This is a genomic window from uncultured Planktomarina sp. (genome assembly GCA_943788425.1).
Taxonomy (GTDB): Bacteria; Pseudomonadota; Alphaproteobacteria; order Rhodobacterales; family Rhodobacteraceae; genus Planktomarina.
In genome coordinates this window covers 20,865-35,891 of sequence record CALSQF010000015.1, presented here as the reverse complement: position 1 = coordinate 35,891, position 15,027 = coordinate 20,865, and the positions used below count along the sequence as shown (strand labels likewise).

The following is a 15,027-nucleotide window of genomic DNA, read 5'->3' as shown; positions in this document are numbered from 1 at the left end:
CACAGATGCTACGCAGCTTCGCTTTTTTGTTCTTTCTGCCTATGTCCGCTCAAGCGCTTGAGCTGGCTATGCCCATGGGGCTGATTCAAAGCAGCGAAAGTGAACAGGGCTTGGCGACCCTGACATTACCCACCGGAGTGTGGAACGGCTCCGAGGTACCCAGCATCACACTCACGGGACAGATCACGACAGCCACGTTTCACTCGAGCGAGAGCCGCAAGCCCGATGTCGTGGCCGCCGCTATTTGGCCGCAACTGGAAGCACAGGGCTATGAGCTAGCCCTTCACTGCGTAGATCAAACCTGTGGCGGTTATGAGTTCCGCTTCACCCTGCCGGTTTTGCCACCCCCGCAGATGTTCGTGGATCTTGGCGACTACGTCTTTTTGAGTGGGCAGAAAAACAATACTCATGGCCTATGGATATTGATCAGCCGCTCTCTCAGTCAAACCCATGTACAACTCACCCGAGTTAGACAGTCCGGCACGCCGATGCCTCAGCTGTCAGCGGCGCTGCCGGCATCTGCCAGTGGGTTTTTGGAAACAGATCTCAACACCACCGGGCGCTATGTGCTGGCAGATCTCACCTTCGACGCCGGATCGGCACGTTTGGACAAGGCAAGTTTCGCCTCCCTACAGGCTTTAGGTGCCTATTTGACCCGCCACGGCGATCAATCCATCGCCCTCATAGGTCACACGGATTCCAGCGGATCACATGAGGCCAATCTTGAACTGTCCAAACAAAGAGCCGAGGCGGTGCGGAGCATGTTACTCCGTCAATTTCCCCAGATTTCCCCGACGCGTATCAGCTGTGAGGGGATCGGATATTTCGCACCCTTGGCCAGCAACGCCACGCCAGAGGGGCGCGAGATCAATCGTCGGGTCGAAGTAATTTTGGTGCCGGCGCGTCCTTAGGTTCGCTCAATCCGCGACGCACAACCGTTTTGAGCAGATTCAGTTCCGCGCGTAACTGCTCTATTTCGGCGCGCAAATCACCGGCCAATACGTCACCCGCGATCACCGTCAAATTACCGATTTTCTCACCGGTCGCCAATGAGATTATACAGCTGTGAACACCGTCTGGCAGCATCTCAAGCGGTAGGGAGAGGTCCAAGCCCCAAATATATTATCGGCAATGGGCTTCACCGATACACCCGCAATCTCAACCCCCTGGTAGGTTACGATCACAGCTGGCGTCTCCGAGATGCCCTCCAGCCGCCTTAACCAAATTCCATTTCTCAGCTCGGAATGCGTGAGGTGACTCATAGTGCGATCCTCGTCATCAAATTCCTCCCCTCGGTCGCTTGTGAAACGCGAGATCGGTCACTGAAATGCGGTTAAAATTCGGGATCTCAAACACCAGATCCAGCCAAACTTTTTCCACGCGCTTCACGTTGATGTTCAAATGCGCAAGATCAAATTCCGCTCCAATCTCTGAATGATTGAGATCATGCGCCTGAATGAGTTGTTCGGTATTGGGCCCATGTTTGATGTTCAAACGTACCGTAAAACCCGCCGGACGCTCTGCAAAAATTGCCCCAGATAGGCAGATCAATGGCAAGAGTCAGAAAACTGCCCTCAAATTGAAACAGCGTGCAAAGACCACCGCACCCCGGCGACCGCTGCGACGATCGCGGCAATAACCCTTGGGTGCAGCAATTGTGATGCCGCTGGGCAAAGATACCTGGGCGCCTGGAGCGCGCGCAGATTCTACCCTGTCAAAAACATATGTTTGGCAGCCAGCCATGGCAAACAGGCTGGCTGCCCAGAGAAGCCTAGAGATCAAAATATTCGTGACGCTCTGCTTTGCCGCCGGGATGGGTCACCGCACCTCGGTAGGTTGGACCCACTAATTGGGCATATTTCCAAAGCGCGCCGCTGGCGTAGATGGTTTCGCGCGAGCCTTTCCATTTGGCTTTGCGTTCGGCCAATTGTTCGTCGGTCAAATCAACATTCAACTCACCAGACATCGCATTGATCGTGACTAAGTCGCCTGTTTCAATCAAAGCGATCGGACCACCGGCCGCCGCCTCAGGCCCAACGTGGCCAACGCAGAAACCACGGGTCGCACCGGAGAACCGACCGTCTGTGATGAGCGCAACTTTTTTGCCCATGCCTTGGCCCGAAAGCGCCGCTGTGGTGGAGAGCATTTCGCGCATGCCCGGACCGCCTGATGGGCCTTCATTGCGGATCACCAATACCTCACCTTCTTCATAGGCACGCTCTTTAACGGCCTCAAACGCGTCTTCTTCGCAATCAAAAACCCGCGCAGGGCCGGTAAAAATCTGATGCTGCGCCGCAATACCCGCCACTTTCACAATCGCGCCTTCAGGAGCAAGATTGCCTTTGAGGCCCACAACGCCACCTGTTTTTGTGATGGGAGTTTCGACCGGATAGATCACCCGCCCATCGGCTTCCCGTTCAATCAAGTCCAGCTCTTCACCCATTGAACGCCCAGTTGCGGTCATGCAATCTTCGTGCATCAAACCCGCTTTGCGCAGCTCCTTCATTACAACCGGAACACCACCAACCTCATAGAGGTCTTTGGCAACATATTGCCCACCGGGCTTCAAGTCGACAAAGTAAGGTGTATCGCGGAAAATATCGCAGACATCATCAAGATAAAATTCCAAGCCCGCCTCATGGGCAATCGCTGGCAGGTGCAAGCCAGCATTGGTCGATCCGCCCGTACAAGCCACAACCCGCGCCGCGTTCTCCAAAGATTTCAGTGTCACGATATCGCGGGCGCGAATGTTCTTATCCAGCAAGTTCATCACCGCTTCACCGGAGGCAACTGCATATTGGTCGCGCGATTCATAAGGCGCGGGAGCCCCTGTGGAGTTTGGCAAGGCCAGGCCAATCGCCTCAGAAACACAGGCCATCGTATTGGCCGTAAACTGCCCGCCGCAAGCGCCCGCCGAGGGACAGGCCACCGCTTCCAATTTTTCAAGCTCACAAGTTGAAAGTTGACCGGCCTGGTGCTGGCCCACGGCTTCAAACACATCTTGTACCGTCACGTCTTTGCCATTCATCGTGCCCGGCAAGATGGATCCGCCATAGATAAATACTGATGGCACATTTAGCCGCACCATCGCCATCATCATACCAGGTAGGGATTTATCGCAACCTGCAAGCCCCACCAGCGCATCATAGCAATGACCGCGCACGGTCAGCTCAACCGTATCGGCAATCGCCTCACGACTGGCCAGGGAGGACCGCATCCCCTCATGTCCCATCGCAATCCCATCCGTCACCGTGATTGTGGTGAATTCCCGAGGGGTTCCTGCAGCATGTTTCACACCGATCTTAGCGGCCTGGGCCTGACGGTTGAGCGAAATATTACAGGGTGCTGCCTCGTTCCAACAGGTGGCAACGCCCACAAAAGGCTGTGCGATTTCTTCGGCTGTCATGCCCATCGCATAATAAAAGGATCGGTGCGGCGCACGCGCAGGACCGACCGACACATGGCGGCTGGGCAAATTGGATTTATCGAAGACAGGCTTATTCATTGCGAGACCCTTTGTATAAAGCTTTGCGGTTGTTTAAGCGCTTCACGAGCTTGGGACAAGAGTGAAGGTCACCTAAGCTATGCGCAGCGATGCCTTTCACTCTGGCCAGTACCACGCGGGCGCGGTATCCTTTATCTTATGTCTTACGAACCCTATGAAGCTCTCATCGCCCGGGCGCGTCCGAAGGCAAGCCTCCTGAGGCTGATGCTCGGAATTATGGTCACAACTCTGCTCTACTCACTATTTTTAGGCCTGGTCTGGAAGGGGCTTATCTCCATCATGGGCCAAGCTTGGTGTGAGCAAACGATGCAAATGCCCGGCCCCAGCAGCCCAAGTCAAATGTTTGTGCTGCTGGGCAGTTTTGGGTTTATGACGGCCGCGGTTAGTTTCACGGTCTGGAGCCTGCATAATTACAACCCAGTTTTGCTCATCGGCGATTTCGCCCGCGCAAAAGGACAGTTTCTACGATCCTTAGGTGGTCTGTTGGCTTTGGCCACCGCCGTAGCTGCTATTGCAAATTATGGCATCACGCTCCTACCGAACCTGCCGCTCAGCCAATGGCTCAGCCTGCTGCCCCTCTCCTTGGTGTTCTTGCTCGTTCAGGTCAGTGCCGAAGAATTGGTATTTCGCGGATATTTGCAAAGCCAGTTGGCAGCGCTTGGCCTGCATAGACTTGTCTGGATCGTGATCCCTTCGGCGATTTTTGGCCTTTTGCATTATGACCCCGCCGTCGTGGGGGCAGCGGCGCCGTGGATCGCTCTGTCCACAACACTCTTTGGCATGTGCGCCGGCGACCTCACTGCGCGAAGTGGCACGCTTGGCCCGGCCATCGCGCTTCATTTTGTTTGGAACTTTTATGCTATTATTCTATTTGGGTTTCCAGATTACCTCGGCGGGCTGGCGCTTTTTACCTATGATTTTTCCATCATGGATGAGGAGAAGTTAATCTCACTCGTGCCATATGACGCTGCCTTTCTTCTGCTGGCCTATCTCACTGTCCGCTTCACGCTGCGCAGGTGAGTTGCAATTTGTCCCGCAGATGATTAACTGGCCTTAAGTCATACAAAACAGGAAACACACGCGTTGAATTGGATTTCTAACTACGTCAGGCCAAAGATTAACTCGCTGTTTTCACGCCGCGAAGTTCCCGAAAATCTTTGGACCAAATGCGCCGAATGTGGCACGATGTTGTTTCACCGAGAGCTGTCGGAGAATTTGAACGTCTGCACCCATTGCGATCACCACATGAGGATTAGCCCGCGCGCGCGGCTGGAAGCCCTGTTTGACGGTGGTATTTTTGTTGAAGTGGACGTACCAAAACCCATCACCGACCCGCTGCATTTCCGCGATCAAAAGAAATATCCAGACCGGATGAAAGCGGCGCAAAAGAAAACCGGTGAGGCGGAAGCCATGCTGGTCGTGGAAGGTGAAATGGGCCGCACGGGTATTGTCGCCGCGTGCCAGGATTTTGCTTTTATGGGTGGATCTATGGGCATGTATGTTGGCAACGCCATCATCGCGGCGGCCCAGCGCGCCGTTGAGCTCAAGCGCCCGCTGATCTTATTTTCAGCCGCCGGCGGAGCACGCATGCAGGAGGGCATTTTATCTTTGATGCAAATGCCTCGCACGACCGTTGCGGTGCAAATGCTCAAAGAGGCTGGCCTTCCCTATATCGTTGTACTGACCCACCCCACCACTGGAGGGGTCACGGCCTCCTATGCGATGCTGGGCGATGTGCATATCGCCGAACCCAATGCTTTGATCTGCTTCGCGGGCCAAAGGGTCATTGAGCAAACCATTCGTGAAAAATTGCCCGAAGGGTTCCAACGTGCCGAATATCTTCTGGATCACGGGATGTTGGACCGTGTAACTCATCGCACCAATATGCGCGATGAATTGATCACCATCACCCGAATGCTTTTGAAGCAATCTCCCGCGATCAAAGGAGATTTACCGAAACCCTCGGCCAATGAGACTTCTGTCAAAACGACTAGCGCGAAATGACATCAAAAAATTCTGACATCATCCTCGAGCGGATGATGGCCCTACATCCTAAGGTCATTGATTTGACCTTGGACCGGGTTTGGCGGCTTTTGCGCGCATTGGGCAATCCACAAGACCGGCTGCCACCAGTCATTCATCTGGCCGGCACCAACGGCAAAGGCAGCACACAGGCGATGATCCGCGCAGGTCTCGAAGGCGCTGGGCGAACGGTTCACGCCTATACCTCGCCGCATCTCGCGAAATTTCATGAACGCATCCGCATCGCTGGCGATTTGATCAGCGAAGCGGCGCTCACAGAGTTGCTTGATCGCTGCTACAGCGCCAATGGCCGTGAGACGATTACCTATTTTGAAATTACCACATGCGCCGCATTGCAGGGCTTTGCTGAACATGCGGCAGATTATACCTTGCTGGAAACCGGCATGGGTGGTCGGTTAGATGTGACCAATGTGGTCGAGGCCCCGGCGGCCTGTGTCCTGACACCCATTGACCTGGATCACCAACAATTCCTTGGGGATACGCTGGCCAAGATTGCCTTTGAAAAAGCGGGCATCGTAAAGCGCGGGGTCACGGCTATTGTGGGCCCACAACCAGAAGAAGCCCTAGAGGTGATCGAAGGTCAGGCGGCAAAAATTGGTGCAGATTTGCAGATATACGGGCAGCATTGGCATGTCAGCACTGAGATGGGGCGCTTGATCTATCAAGATGAAACCGGCCTGCTGGATCTGCCCCTGCCGTGCCTGCCCGGTCCGCATCAAATTCAAAATGCCGGCGCGGCGATCGCCACCTTGCGGTATCTCGGACAGAGCGAAGAAGCTTGCATTGCCGCTATGTCGCAAGCCTATTGGCCCGCACGCATGCAACGGTTGCGCGAGGGCCCGCTGGTGGACAGCCTTCCTGGCCATGAGATTTGGCTCGATGGCGGACATAACCCCGCCGCCGGACGCGCTATCGCTGCAACCCTCACCACTCTGCCCAAACGCGAGACCCATATCATCTGCGGCATGCTCAATACCAAAGATGTAAAAGGGTTTTTAGCGCCGATTGCAACGCAGTGCGCGTCGCTCACGACAGTGACCATCCCCAATGAAATCAACGCTGTTCCCAGCGCGGATCTGGCAGAATTAGGCCGGAGCTGTGCCATCGCGTCACGCGAGGCGCGCGATGTGCAAGCAGCCCTGCAGGACCTGTCCCAACGCCACCCACGGGCGCGGATTTTAATCTGCGGTTCGTTATATCTGGCGGGGCATGTAATGCGCGAGAATGACCCCGACGCCTAAACTAGCCTCGCCTCGCCTAGCCTCGCCCCCATCCCACCGCCTGCATTTCAGCCAAGCGCGAAGCGGTGCGTTCAAATTCAAAACTGCCAGTGCCACTGGGATAGAGGGCCTCTGGCGCAGCCGCTGCGGAGGCGACAAACCCAATTTGCGCCTCATAGACCGCATCTATCAGCGTGACAAAGCGTTTGGCCTCACTGGCATTTGCACGCCCGAGCATCGGGATATCATCCAGCATCAAAACCTTGGCCTCTTGAACCAGGGCGAGATAATCCACCGCACCCAAAGCAGCGCCGCAAAGCTCTGCAAAAGACATTCTGGCAATTGCATTGCGAAATTCTGGAATCATCACCCGGCGGGATTTCACCTCAAGGGTGAAGTGCTGCCCCGGCCCACCTGCTAAATCCATCCAGATTTGATCCATGTAAGCCCGCGCGGCCGGGCCGAGAGGCGTGAAATATCGACCCTGCCCCGCCATCCTGTCTTGACGGTAATCCTTTGGGGACAACAGCTCATGCACCAGCATTTTTTGCTGTAACAGAGCGATGAAGGGCAAAAACAGCTGCCGATTTAACCCATTTTTATAAAGATCTTCCGGGTGACGGTTTGACGTCGCGACAATTACAATACCAGCCGCAAATAGCGCCTCAAACAAGCGCCCCACTAGCATTGCATCGGTGATATCGGTGATTTGCATTTCATCAAACGCCAAACAGCGGATGCCCCTGGCCATCTGTTCGGCCACAGGTTGAATGGCATCCACCGCACCTTGCGCCTTGGCCCGAGCGATGCCTTCATGAACCTCTTGCATAAAGCCATGAAAATGCACGCGCCGCACGGATGGACCAAGACTGCGGGCAAACATATCCATCAGCATTGACTTACCACGCCCCACGCCGCCCCAAAGGTAAATCCCATCGGGCGCAGGCGCGGCCCTTCGAAACCACCCCCGTTTGCGCGGGCGGCTTAAGTCCAGCCGCAACCGCTCCAAAGCGCAAAGCGCGGCTTCCTGCGCCGGGTCAGGCTGCAACTCACCGCAGGCGACGGCATTCTGATAGATATCAAGCAACTTCATGCCCCTCCAATAGCTGCGCGCCGCGCTGGGTGCAATCGCGCGCCCGTCTTTGGGGTTCTTGCAGATCCTATTTTTGGCAGTACAATCTGAGCATGAAGACTACCGCCCTCTTCACTCCCGTTTTAATCGCCGGCTGCATCATCGTAATGTTGAGCTTTGCGGTGCGAGCTTCCTTTGGTATTTTCCAAATTCCAGTTGCAGAACAATTCGGCTGGCTGCGCACAGAATTCTCTTTGGCCATTGCCATTCAAAACCTGTTTTGGGGTATCGGCCAGCCCATTTTCGGGGCAATCGCAGACAAGGTGACAGATCGCAAAGCCATTACGCTCGGCGGCTTGGTCTATGCGCTTGGACTGGTTCTATCCTCCTATGCAGTCACCCCCGGCGCGATGCAGGCCTATGGGATATTGATCGGCTTTGGCATCGCCGGCACAGGCTTTGGTGTGATTTTGGCCGTGGTGGGTCGGGCGGCCTCTGATGAGCATCGATCCATGGCGCTGGCCATCGCCACTGCTGCAGGCTCGGTCGGTCAGGTGATCGGAGCCCCATTGGCAGAGTACCTGCTGGGGTTGATGCCTTGGCAGCATGTTTTCATCACTTTCGCAGCCATTATCATCGGCTCGCTGATCTTCCTGCCGATGATGAAGACAGAGCGGGTAGCCAGTAGGTCCGAACTGGAGGAGAGCATCGGTGAGGTGTTGATCAAAGCATTCAAAGACCCAAGCTATATGCTCATTTTTCTGGGCTTCTTTTCCTGTGGCTATCAATTAGCCTTCATCACCGCACATTTCCCGGCCTTCATCACCGAACTCTGCGGCCCCATTACGCCCGGTGGTGCGCTCTATTCCGTGGGTATCACCACCACCTCCCGCCTTGGCGCGCTGGCCATTTCTTTGATCGGACTGGCCAATATCGCCGGCACGCTTGCTGCCGGCTATCTGGGGAAACGCTATTCGAAAAAATATCTCTTAGCGGGTATCTATTTGGCCCGGACGATTGTCGCGGCATTTTTTATTGCCCTGCCAATCACGCCGATCTCTGTGATTGTATTTTCTGTCGTCATGGGGTCTCTCTGGCTTGCCACAGTGCCCCTAACTTCGGGCTTGGTCGCGCATATCTATGGGTTGCGATATACGGGCACGCTCTTCGGAATTGTCTTTTTCTCCCACCAGCTCGGCAGTTTCCTTGGGGTTTGGCTGGGGGGCAAGATGTATGACATCTATGGCACCTATACAGTTGTTTGGTGGTTTGGGGTCGGAGTGGGTCTGTTCAGCACCATCGTACACCTACCAATTAAAGAGCGCGCCCTGCCACTCAATTCTACCAATCGGGCCACATCGGTTTTATGATGAGGACAAGCGGACCTGAGATGGCGGCAATATTGCTGTGATTTCAGCCAGCGCTGACACGGCAATCAAAGAGGCATTGCGCAGCGAAGGCACCAATCCAATTGGCCCGTGGACCTGAGCGCATTGTGCCTCGCTTAGCCCGGCCTGCTTGAGCCGCTCAACCCGCATAGCATGCGTTCTGCGGCTACCCAACGCGCCAATAAAAAAGGGATGCTGGTGCGCAGCCTGCATCAAAACTGCCTGCTCCCATTCATGATCATGAAAGACGAGAAGGACCGCAGAATATGCGTCTATCGACAAATCGATCGCGGCGGTCGGGGTGGTCATCGATTTCTGGGTTGTGGGGTTAAGCACTTTCGAGCTCGCAAGATCCTCTAGATCAGGGGAGGCAAGATGCAGCTCAAAATCCATGTGCGCAGCCAGCTGCGCGGTCGTGCGAAAAATTGCACCCCGCCCAACGAGGATCAACGCGGGTTTTGGCGCATATTCTATATGCACCGGCCCATCGAGACCCGCGAAAGATAGCGCCGTTTTCTGGCGGTTCAGCAGGCGCGCCAAAGCCGCTTCAAGCACGGTTAAATCTGGTGCTGGATCGATCACCAATTCCAAAGCGCCACCACAGGGCAATTTGAGATCTAAATAGGGCGAGCCTGCCCCGTAGCGCAAATGTTTGACCTGACCATTATCAATCGCGGCCATGCCGTGATGGATGATATCGCGATCAATACAGCCATTGGACAGGTAACCAATCATATCTCCCGTAGCAGTGATCACCGCCAAAGAGCCAAGCTGCCGCGCCGCGCCGCCTTCAATATTTAAGCTGGTGACCAAGGCGCAGGGTTCACCTGAGCGCATCAAATCCAGGGTGGTTGCGAGAATATCCTGCGCATGCTCGGCATAAAGGATCCGACCTTCAGCCAGCATTCTTGGCGCCAACCTGTTCGGCAAAGCTGCTGAAAAACTTCGCTGCAAGCTTTTTCGCCGTGCCCTGGATCAACCGGCTGCCCAATTGCGCCAATTTGCCTCCAATTTCAGCCTTGGCCACATAGCGCAGCAGTGTCCCGTCCGGATGGGCTTCCAAATGCACCTCTGCCCCGCCTTTGGCATAACCGGCCGCACCACCATTGCCCGCGCCTGTAAGTGAAAACCGCGCTGGCGGCGCGTCGGGGCTTAAAGTCACTGTGCCGCTAAATTTCGCTTTAACTGGTCCTACTTTCAGCACAACCTTGGCCTCCAATTCCGTATCAGAATGTTTGACCAACTCCTCGCAACCAGGAATACACTGTTTCAGAATCTCCACATCGTTCAATGCAGCATAAACCACGTCCTGCAGTGCATTGATGATGATCTCGTCTTTCAATTCCATTACTGTCACCCCATTGTTAACCACACATCGATTCAGGCCATAAATACACGCGCGAGCGCTGGCGGCCCTAACCTCAGCCTGTTCAAGGTTTCATTAACTGTTGGTGTGCGCGTTGTGAACAAAATTGTCAAACCGCATGGCCCCAGACGTGCAAAGGCAACGCGCATCGGCACAGCACGCCAAGAGAGATGCCAACCGCATGCCCCTTGGATCAGACCGCAAAAATTTGATAAATTGCAGACGCAAATTCAAGGTGATAGCCATCAACAGGAGCCCGGAAATCCAAGCCATGATCAGCCGCGCGCGGGTATTTTCATTGATGGGTTTGGTCACTGTACGCCCCAATAACGCCATGACAATATCCGACGGAATAGCGGTCAGCGGCACAAGAATTCCTAAGATCAACAACTGGGCTTGGACACTGGCCTCCCCCGCGCCTGCAGTAACGAATGGTGGCAGAAACAATGCAAAAAACAATACGGTTTTGGATGCAAAAGCTCCACCCAGACCTGTCCAGCCCCCAATTTATGTACCATTTCTCAATAGAGTTTCTGGAACTGGTGGCCTCATGTTCAGAGCTTGGTGAGGGCGGATGTGATTGTACTGTTTTAACCATACATTGATGGCCGTTTGGGCTTGTTTTGTCGTCACAAACCACTCTGCATCTAAAATCTCTCGCCTAAGTGTTCCATTAAATCTCTCATTATATCCGTTTTCCCATGGCGAACCGGGGTAAATACGAATTGGTTTTATGCCTACCTTGGTAAGCCACTTTTGAAACACTTCAGCATTCATCGGAGATCAAGGGAAAACCCGACGTGTTTGTTTTGTAAAAATGTCGACGTTGCGATCCATTCAGGCAACTGGCTTAACGCTAGTGCTGTCTATCAGCTCCGCTGCATCGCTGGGGCGCAATCTGCGCGGTGCGGGTGAGAATATCGACACCAAGCCCTTTCCAAAAATGCAACAGATCGATGAAGATCCAATTTTCACTTAGTTTTTCGCCCTCACGGCGATAAATATCGATAACGCGCATTTCACCACGTTTGTCACTGGCGGGCATGCCCATAAAGCCGCCGGCATGGATGGCGGTGAAATTTGGCCAGCCGAAGAACCCGCCAAAATTGCCCTCGGCCATACGGCAGATATGGTTGGTTTTGGAGCGGTCGGTGAAAGCGGCGCGGAAGGGACCGGAATGCTGCTTGGCATAGCGCTCTATCGTGTATGTCGCGCCGATACCGGCCGGACCCCACCAAATCATATCGTCATGCCAAGAGCGGGCCAATTCTTCTTCCAAAGGCAATCCCAGCCCCCAGGTCCCCAAGTCGCTGATCATTGCGTTGATGGATGCAAGGGTCGCGGCGCCTTGAGCTTCGGGTTGCGCGTCATATAGCAACCCATCATGGGTCATTGGGCCCGGCTGCACCAAATGCGCAGCGGTTTGAGGCGGGAAAGGATGAACCCCCGCCTGAATCATCAGATGGGGAATATCGAAATACATGGCAGTCTCAACGATTTTGCCCTGTTCAACCCGATTAAACTCACAATATCGCAGAAAAGCCATTTTGCCCGTGCAGGGTATTTTGAGCCAATCATGATCGAACAATCCCATCAAATGCCCCATCGACATCACCCATGTCGATTGAAACCCATCCATTTCATTCTTGCCGGCGAAGAAGATATCCATGCGCCGTTGCATGCGCGTTAGGGAGGCACGCAATGGCAGCCAAAAGCACTCAGCCACAGCCTGAGCTGAGGTTTGCTCATTAAAGGGATGAAAACCGCGCCAAAGATAATCTGGCACGCAATAGCGCTGCGTGACCCGTGCGATATCCGCACCCTCAGCTCGGTCAAGTTCGGCGTAATAATCTCTAACAACCTGTTTTTCAGCCCGAAAGTCCATAAGTCACCTTTTTTGCATACGCTTGCAAAAAACTCTTGCCTAAATCAGGGGGCGCTGTCTAGTGTAATTTGAATACGTTTGCAAAATGATTCTGGCTGCGGGAGAGTATCAAACAATGGCTGAAATTCAGCTGAGGAATCTTTCCAAGAGATGGGGCACTTTCGTCGGGGTTGATAACTTTGATCTGACCATTACGGATAAAGAGTTTTTGGTTCTGCTCGGCCCTTCGGGCTGTGGCAAGACCACCACCATGCGCATGATTGCCGGGCTAGAAGATGCGACTGAAGGCGATATTTTGATTGATGGCAAAGTGGTGAACGACCTGCAGCCGAAGGATCGGGATGTCGCGATGGTCTTTCAATCCTATGCGCTCTACCCAAATATGAATGTCTATGAAAACATCCGTTTTCCGCTAAAGGTGCGTGGGGTTGATCCCAAAACTCATGACGCCAAGGTCCGCCGCGCCAGCGCAATGGTCGAGCTTGATCCCTTCTTACACCGCAAGCCCGCAGAGTTGTCCGGAGGGCAGCGCCAAAGGGTGGCTCTGGCCCGCGCGATTGTGCGTGAACCAAATGTGTTTTTGATGGATGAGCCTCTGTCCAATCTTGACGCAAAATTGCGCGTCTCGACGCGGGCGCAGATCAAGAATCTCAGTCATGAATTGGCGGTCACAACCGTCTATGTGACCCATGATCAAATCGAGGCCATGACTTTGGCAGATCGCGTGGTTGTGATGGAAAAAGGCATTGTTCAGCAGGTTGGCAGTCCAACAGAAATTTACGATCGCCCTGCCAATAGTTTTGTTGCCAGTTTTATTGGCAGTCCCGCCATGAACTTAATTGAGGGGCACTTGCAAAATGGTCGCTTCACGGCGCCAGGGGTGGAGATTGACGAATTGCACGGCCCTGATGGCCCGGTCACCTTGGGTTTTCGGGCAGAGGATGCCCAAATCGCGCAAGAGGGGAGCGGACAGATTCGCGCGCCTATCTATTCCATCGAGCTGTTGGGCGATGCCACTATGGTCACGATCCGTATCAATGAGGCTCTGGTCAGCGTTAAGGCTGATAAGGGCTTTCGAGCCACGATACACGATGAGGTATCCATCGAAGTTCGAACAAAGATTTGTCATCTGTTTGATCATCAAACAGGTACGCGCATTGGAGAGTAATCTCCGTTCATACCCTCGGCATAAATGTGCCGCGGGACAATAGATGCCAAATTGCAGAGCGCATCAAAACATAGGGAGAATGAAATGTTTTTAAAGAAACTAGCACTCGCCGGAGCGGTGACCGTGCTTTCAGGGACAACGGCGCTTGCCGGTTGTGGTCTGTCCGCAGGAAATGTGAATATTCTGGGCAATGATTTTGCCGCGATCCAAGCGGTCGTGGCCGGTGCAGGCGAATGCGCGGGGGATGGCGTGACCGTCAGCGCGAACCTCACCACGGAACACCGAGATCTCCAGGTCGCAGCATTGACCGCTAATCCGGCGCAGTATTCTGCCGCCATTGTCGCCAATAGCTCAATTGTGCCCTTGCTCAATGATGGGCTTATCCGTTCCTTGGATGATCTTGTTGCCAAACATGGACAAGGCCTTCAGCCTTCTCAACTGATCACCATTGATGGTAAAGTCATGGCCGTGGCCTTCATGGCCAACGCACAGCATTTGTTCTACCGATCAGATGTGCTGGCGGCCGCTGGTGTACAGCCTCCCAAGAGCTATGAAGAAGTTTTGGCCGCAGCTGCGAAAATCAAATCCGCAGGGCTCATGGATCACCCGGTGATCATGAACACCAAGACCGGCTGGAACCTGGGTGAGGAATTTGTGAACATGTATATGGGCACAGGCGCGCCATTCTTCAAAGCGGGGAGCGCAGAGGTAGCAATCAATAACGATCACGGGGTTGCAGCGCTCAATATGCTGAAATCTTTGACCGAATATTCCAACCCGGATTATTTGACCTATGATTCCAACGCCACCGCCGCAGTGTGGGAAGCCGGCCAAGCCGCGCTTGGCATCATGTGGGGATCGCGCGGCGGCCCAATTTTGGATGACGAAGGCTCAACCGAGGAGGTGACCGGCTCCACCGTTCTGACCAGTGCTCCAACATTGATGGGCGACAATGTGGCCTCAACACTCTGGTGGGATGGCTTTACTATTTCGGCCAATGTCAGTGATGCAGATGCTGAAGCCACCTTTGTGGCCTTGGTCAACGGTATTTCAGATGATGTGGTGCGTACCAATAATGACGCCGCCGTATGGCTCAGCGCAGTTTATGAGCCCAGCGCCGCTTCCGCTGGTGTATCGGCAACAGCCATGTCTGGCGCAAACCCATATCCAATGCTGCCCTACATGGGCTTGCTGCATGGTGCTTTGGGCGCGGAAATCACCGAATTTCTGCAAGGTTCAGAAACCGCGGAGCAAGCCTTAGCTGATGTTGAAGCGGCCTATACCGCAGCAGCTAAGGAAAAAGGCTTCCTACAGTAAGACCTGCCACAGATCTGGGTGAAGCCTTTTGAGGCTTCACCCGTTTCCCCACCGAATTTGGAT

General features: G+C 54.2%; 14 protein-coding genes. 7 read left to right on the top strand and 7 right to left on the bottom strand.

Annotated features, from left to right (window positions below; translation table 11 throughout):
* The first annotated feature begins 5 nt into the window (after window positions 1-5).
* A complete protein-coding gene (locus ABLW18_RS11865) occupies window positions 6-911 on the top strand; it encodes an OmpA family protein (RefSeq protein ID WP_347825002.1) in 906 nt (301 codons plus the stop codon).
* A 367-nt stretch (window positions 912-1,278) separates the two neighbouring features.
* On the opposite strand, the gene ABLW18_RS11860 is transcribed toward ABLW18_RS11865, so the two are convergent.
* Together ABLW18_RS11860 and ilvD are read right to left on the bottom strand one after the other, a co-directional pair.
* Window positions 1,279-1,557: a DUF6478 family protein gene (locus tag ABLW18_RS11860; protein ID WP_347825001.1), complete on the bottom strand. Its 279-nt coding sequence runs from the start codon at window positions 1,555-1,557 to the stop codon at window positions 1,279-1,281.
* A 214-nt stretch (window positions 1,558-1,771) separates the two neighbouring features.
* On the bottom strand, window positions 1,772-3,505 hold the full coding sequence (ilvD, locus tag ABLW18_RS11855; RefSeq protein WP_347825000.1) for a dihydroxy-acid dehydratase: 1,734 nt from the start codon (window positions 3,503-3,505) through the stop codon (window positions 1,772-1,774).
* Window positions 3,506-3,643: 138 nt separating this feature from the next.
* On the opposite strand from ilvD, the gene ABLW18_RS11850 reads away from it, so the two are divergent.
* The 3 genes from ABLW18_RS11850 to ABLW18_RS11840 all read left to right on the top strand — a co-directional run bounded on the left by ABLW18_RS11850 (window position 3,644) and on the right by ABLW18_RS11840 (window position 6,789).
* Window positions 3,644-4,525, top strand: a complete 882-nt coding sequence (locus ABLW18_RS11850) for a CPBP family intramembrane glutamic endopeptidase (RefSeq protein WP_347824999.1) — start codon at window positions 3,644-3,646, stop codon at window positions 4,523-4,525.
* A 63-nt stretch (window positions 4,526-4,588) separates the two neighbouring features.
* Window positions 4,589-5,509: an acetyl-CoA carboxylase, carboxyltransferase subunit beta gene (accD, locus tag ABLW18_RS11845; protein WP_347824998.1), complete on the top strand. Its 921-nt coding sequence runs from the start codon at window positions 4,589-4,591 to the stop codon at window positions 5,507-5,509.
* Window positions 5,506-6,789 (top strand): folylpolyglutamate synthase/dihydrofolate synthase family protein, encoded by a 1,284-nt coding sequence (locus ABLW18_RS11840; RefSeq protein ID WP_347824997.1) that lies wholly within the window; start codon window positions 5,506-5,508, stop codon window positions 6,787-6,789. Before accD ends, ABLW18_RS11840 begins: the two co-directional genes overlap by 4 nt.
* Before the next feature lie 16 nt (window positions 6,790-6,805).
* On the opposite strand, the gene zapE is transcribed toward ABLW18_RS11840, so the two are convergent.
* Window positions 6,806-7,861, bottom strand: a complete 1,056-nt coding sequence (gene zapE / locus ABLW18_RS11835) for a cell division protein ZapE (protein WP_347824996.1) — start codon at window positions 7,859-7,861, stop codon at window positions 6,806-6,808.
* A 92-nt stretch (window positions 7,862-7,953) separates the two neighbouring features.
* On the opposite strand from zapE, the gene ABLW18_RS11830 reads away from it, so the two are divergent.
* Window positions 7,954-9,210, top strand: a complete 1,257-nt coding sequence (locus ABLW18_RS11830) for an MFS transporter (protein ID WP_347824995.1) — start codon at window positions 7,954-7,956, stop codon at window positions 9,208-9,210.
* Here the strand turns inward: ABLW18_RS11830 and ABLW18_RS11825 are convergent.
* The 4 genes from ABLW18_RS11825 to ABLW18_RS11810 form a co-directional block, all read right to left on the bottom strand.
* Entirely contained in the window at window positions 9,205-10,134 is a 930-nt protein-coding gene (locus tag ABLW18_RS11825; protein ID WP_347824994.1) for an XdhC family protein, read from the bottom strand. The two genes, ABLW18_RS11830 and ABLW18_RS11825, sit on opposite strands and share 6 nt — an antisense overlap.
* On the bottom strand, window positions 10,124-10,576 hold the full coding sequence (locus ABLW18_RS11820; RefSeq protein WP_347824993.1) for a carbon monoxide dehydrogenase subunit G: 453 nt from the start codon (window positions 10,574-10,576) through the stop codon (window positions 10,124-10,126). The genes ABLW18_RS11825 and ABLW18_RS11820 overlap by 11 nt, the downstream gene beginning before the upstream one ends.
* 93 nt (window positions 10,577-10,669) lie before the next feature.
* Window positions 10,670-11,041, bottom strand: a complete 372-nt coding sequence (locus ABLW18_RS11815; RefSeq protein ID WP_347824992.1) for a hypothetical protein — start codon at window positions 11,039-11,041, stop codon at window positions 10,670-10,672.
* A gap of 409 nt (window positions 11,042-11,450) precedes the next feature.
* Window positions 11,451-12,479: an ester cyclase gene (locus ABLW18_RS11810; protein WP_347824991.1), complete on the bottom strand. Its 1,029-nt coding sequence runs from the start codon at window positions 12,477-12,479 to the stop codon at window positions 11,451-11,453.
* Window positions 12,480-12,594: 115 nt separating this feature from the next.
* Here ABLW18_RS11810 and ABLW18_RS11805 point away from each other — a divergent pair, with 115 nt between their 5' ends.
* Window positions 12,595-13,647, top strand: a complete 1,053-nt coding sequence (locus ABLW18_RS11805; protein ID WP_347824990.1) for an ABC transporter ATP-binding protein — start codon at window positions 12,595-12,597, stop codon at window positions 13,645-13,647.
* An 84-nt stretch (window positions 13,648-13,731) separates the two neighbouring features.
* A complete protein-coding gene (locus ABLW18_RS11800) occupies window positions 13,732-14,964 on the top strand; it encodes an extracellular solute-binding protein (RefSeq protein WP_347824989.1) in 1,233 nt (410 codons plus the stop codon).
* Window positions 14,965-15,027 lie beyond the last annotated feature (63 nt).

What these genes read in the sequence shown, in the direction of transcription:
- ABLW18_RS11800 (WP_347824989.1), top strand. Translation starts at nt 13,732, where the DNA reads ATGTTTTTAAAGAAACTAGCACTCGCCGGAGCGGTGACCGTGCTTTCA.
- ABLW18_RS11840 (WP_347824997.1), top strand. Translation starts at nt 5,506, where the DNA reads ATGACATCAAAAAATTCTGACATCATCCTCGAGCGGATGATGGCCCTA.
- ABLW18_RS11825 (WP_347824994.1), bottom strand. Translation starts at nt 10,134, where the DNA reads ATGCTGGCTGAAGGTCGGATCCTTTATGCCGAGCATGCGCAGGATATT.
- ABLW18_RS11805 (WP_347824990.1), top strand. Translation starts at nt 12,595, where the DNA reads ATGGCTGAAATTCAGCTGAGGAATCTTTCCAAGAGATGGGGCACTTTC.
- ABLW18_RS11820 (WP_347824993.1), bottom strand. Translation starts at nt 10,576, where the DNA reads ATGGAATTGAAAGACGAGATCATCATCAATGCACTGCAGGACGTGGTT.
- ilvD (WP_347825000.1), bottom strand. Translation starts at nt 3,505, where the DNA reads ATGAATAAGCCTGTCTTCGATAAATCCAATTTGCCCAGCCGCCATGTG.
- ABLW18_RS11850 (WP_347824999.1), top strand. Translation starts at nt 3,644, where the DNA reads ATGTCTTACGAACCCTATGAAGCTCTCATCGCCCGGGCGCGTCCGAAG.
- ABLW18_RS11830 (WP_347824995.1), top strand. Translation starts at nt 7,954, where the DNA reads ATGAAGACTACCGCCCTCTTCACTCCCGTTTTAATCGCCGGCTGCATC.
- ABLW18_RS11865 (WP_347825002.1), top strand. Translation starts at nt 6, where the DNA reads ATGCTACGCAGCTTCGCTTTTTTGTTCTTTCTGCCTATGTCCGCTCAA.
- zapE (WP_347824996.1), bottom strand. Translation starts at nt 7,861, where the DNA reads ATGAAGTTGCTTGATATCTATCAGAATGCCGTCGCCTGCGGTGAGTTG.
- ABLW18_RS11810 (WP_347824991.1), bottom strand. Translation starts at nt 12,479, where the DNA reads ATGGACTTTCGGGCTGAAAAACAGGTTGTTAGAGATTATTACGCCGAA.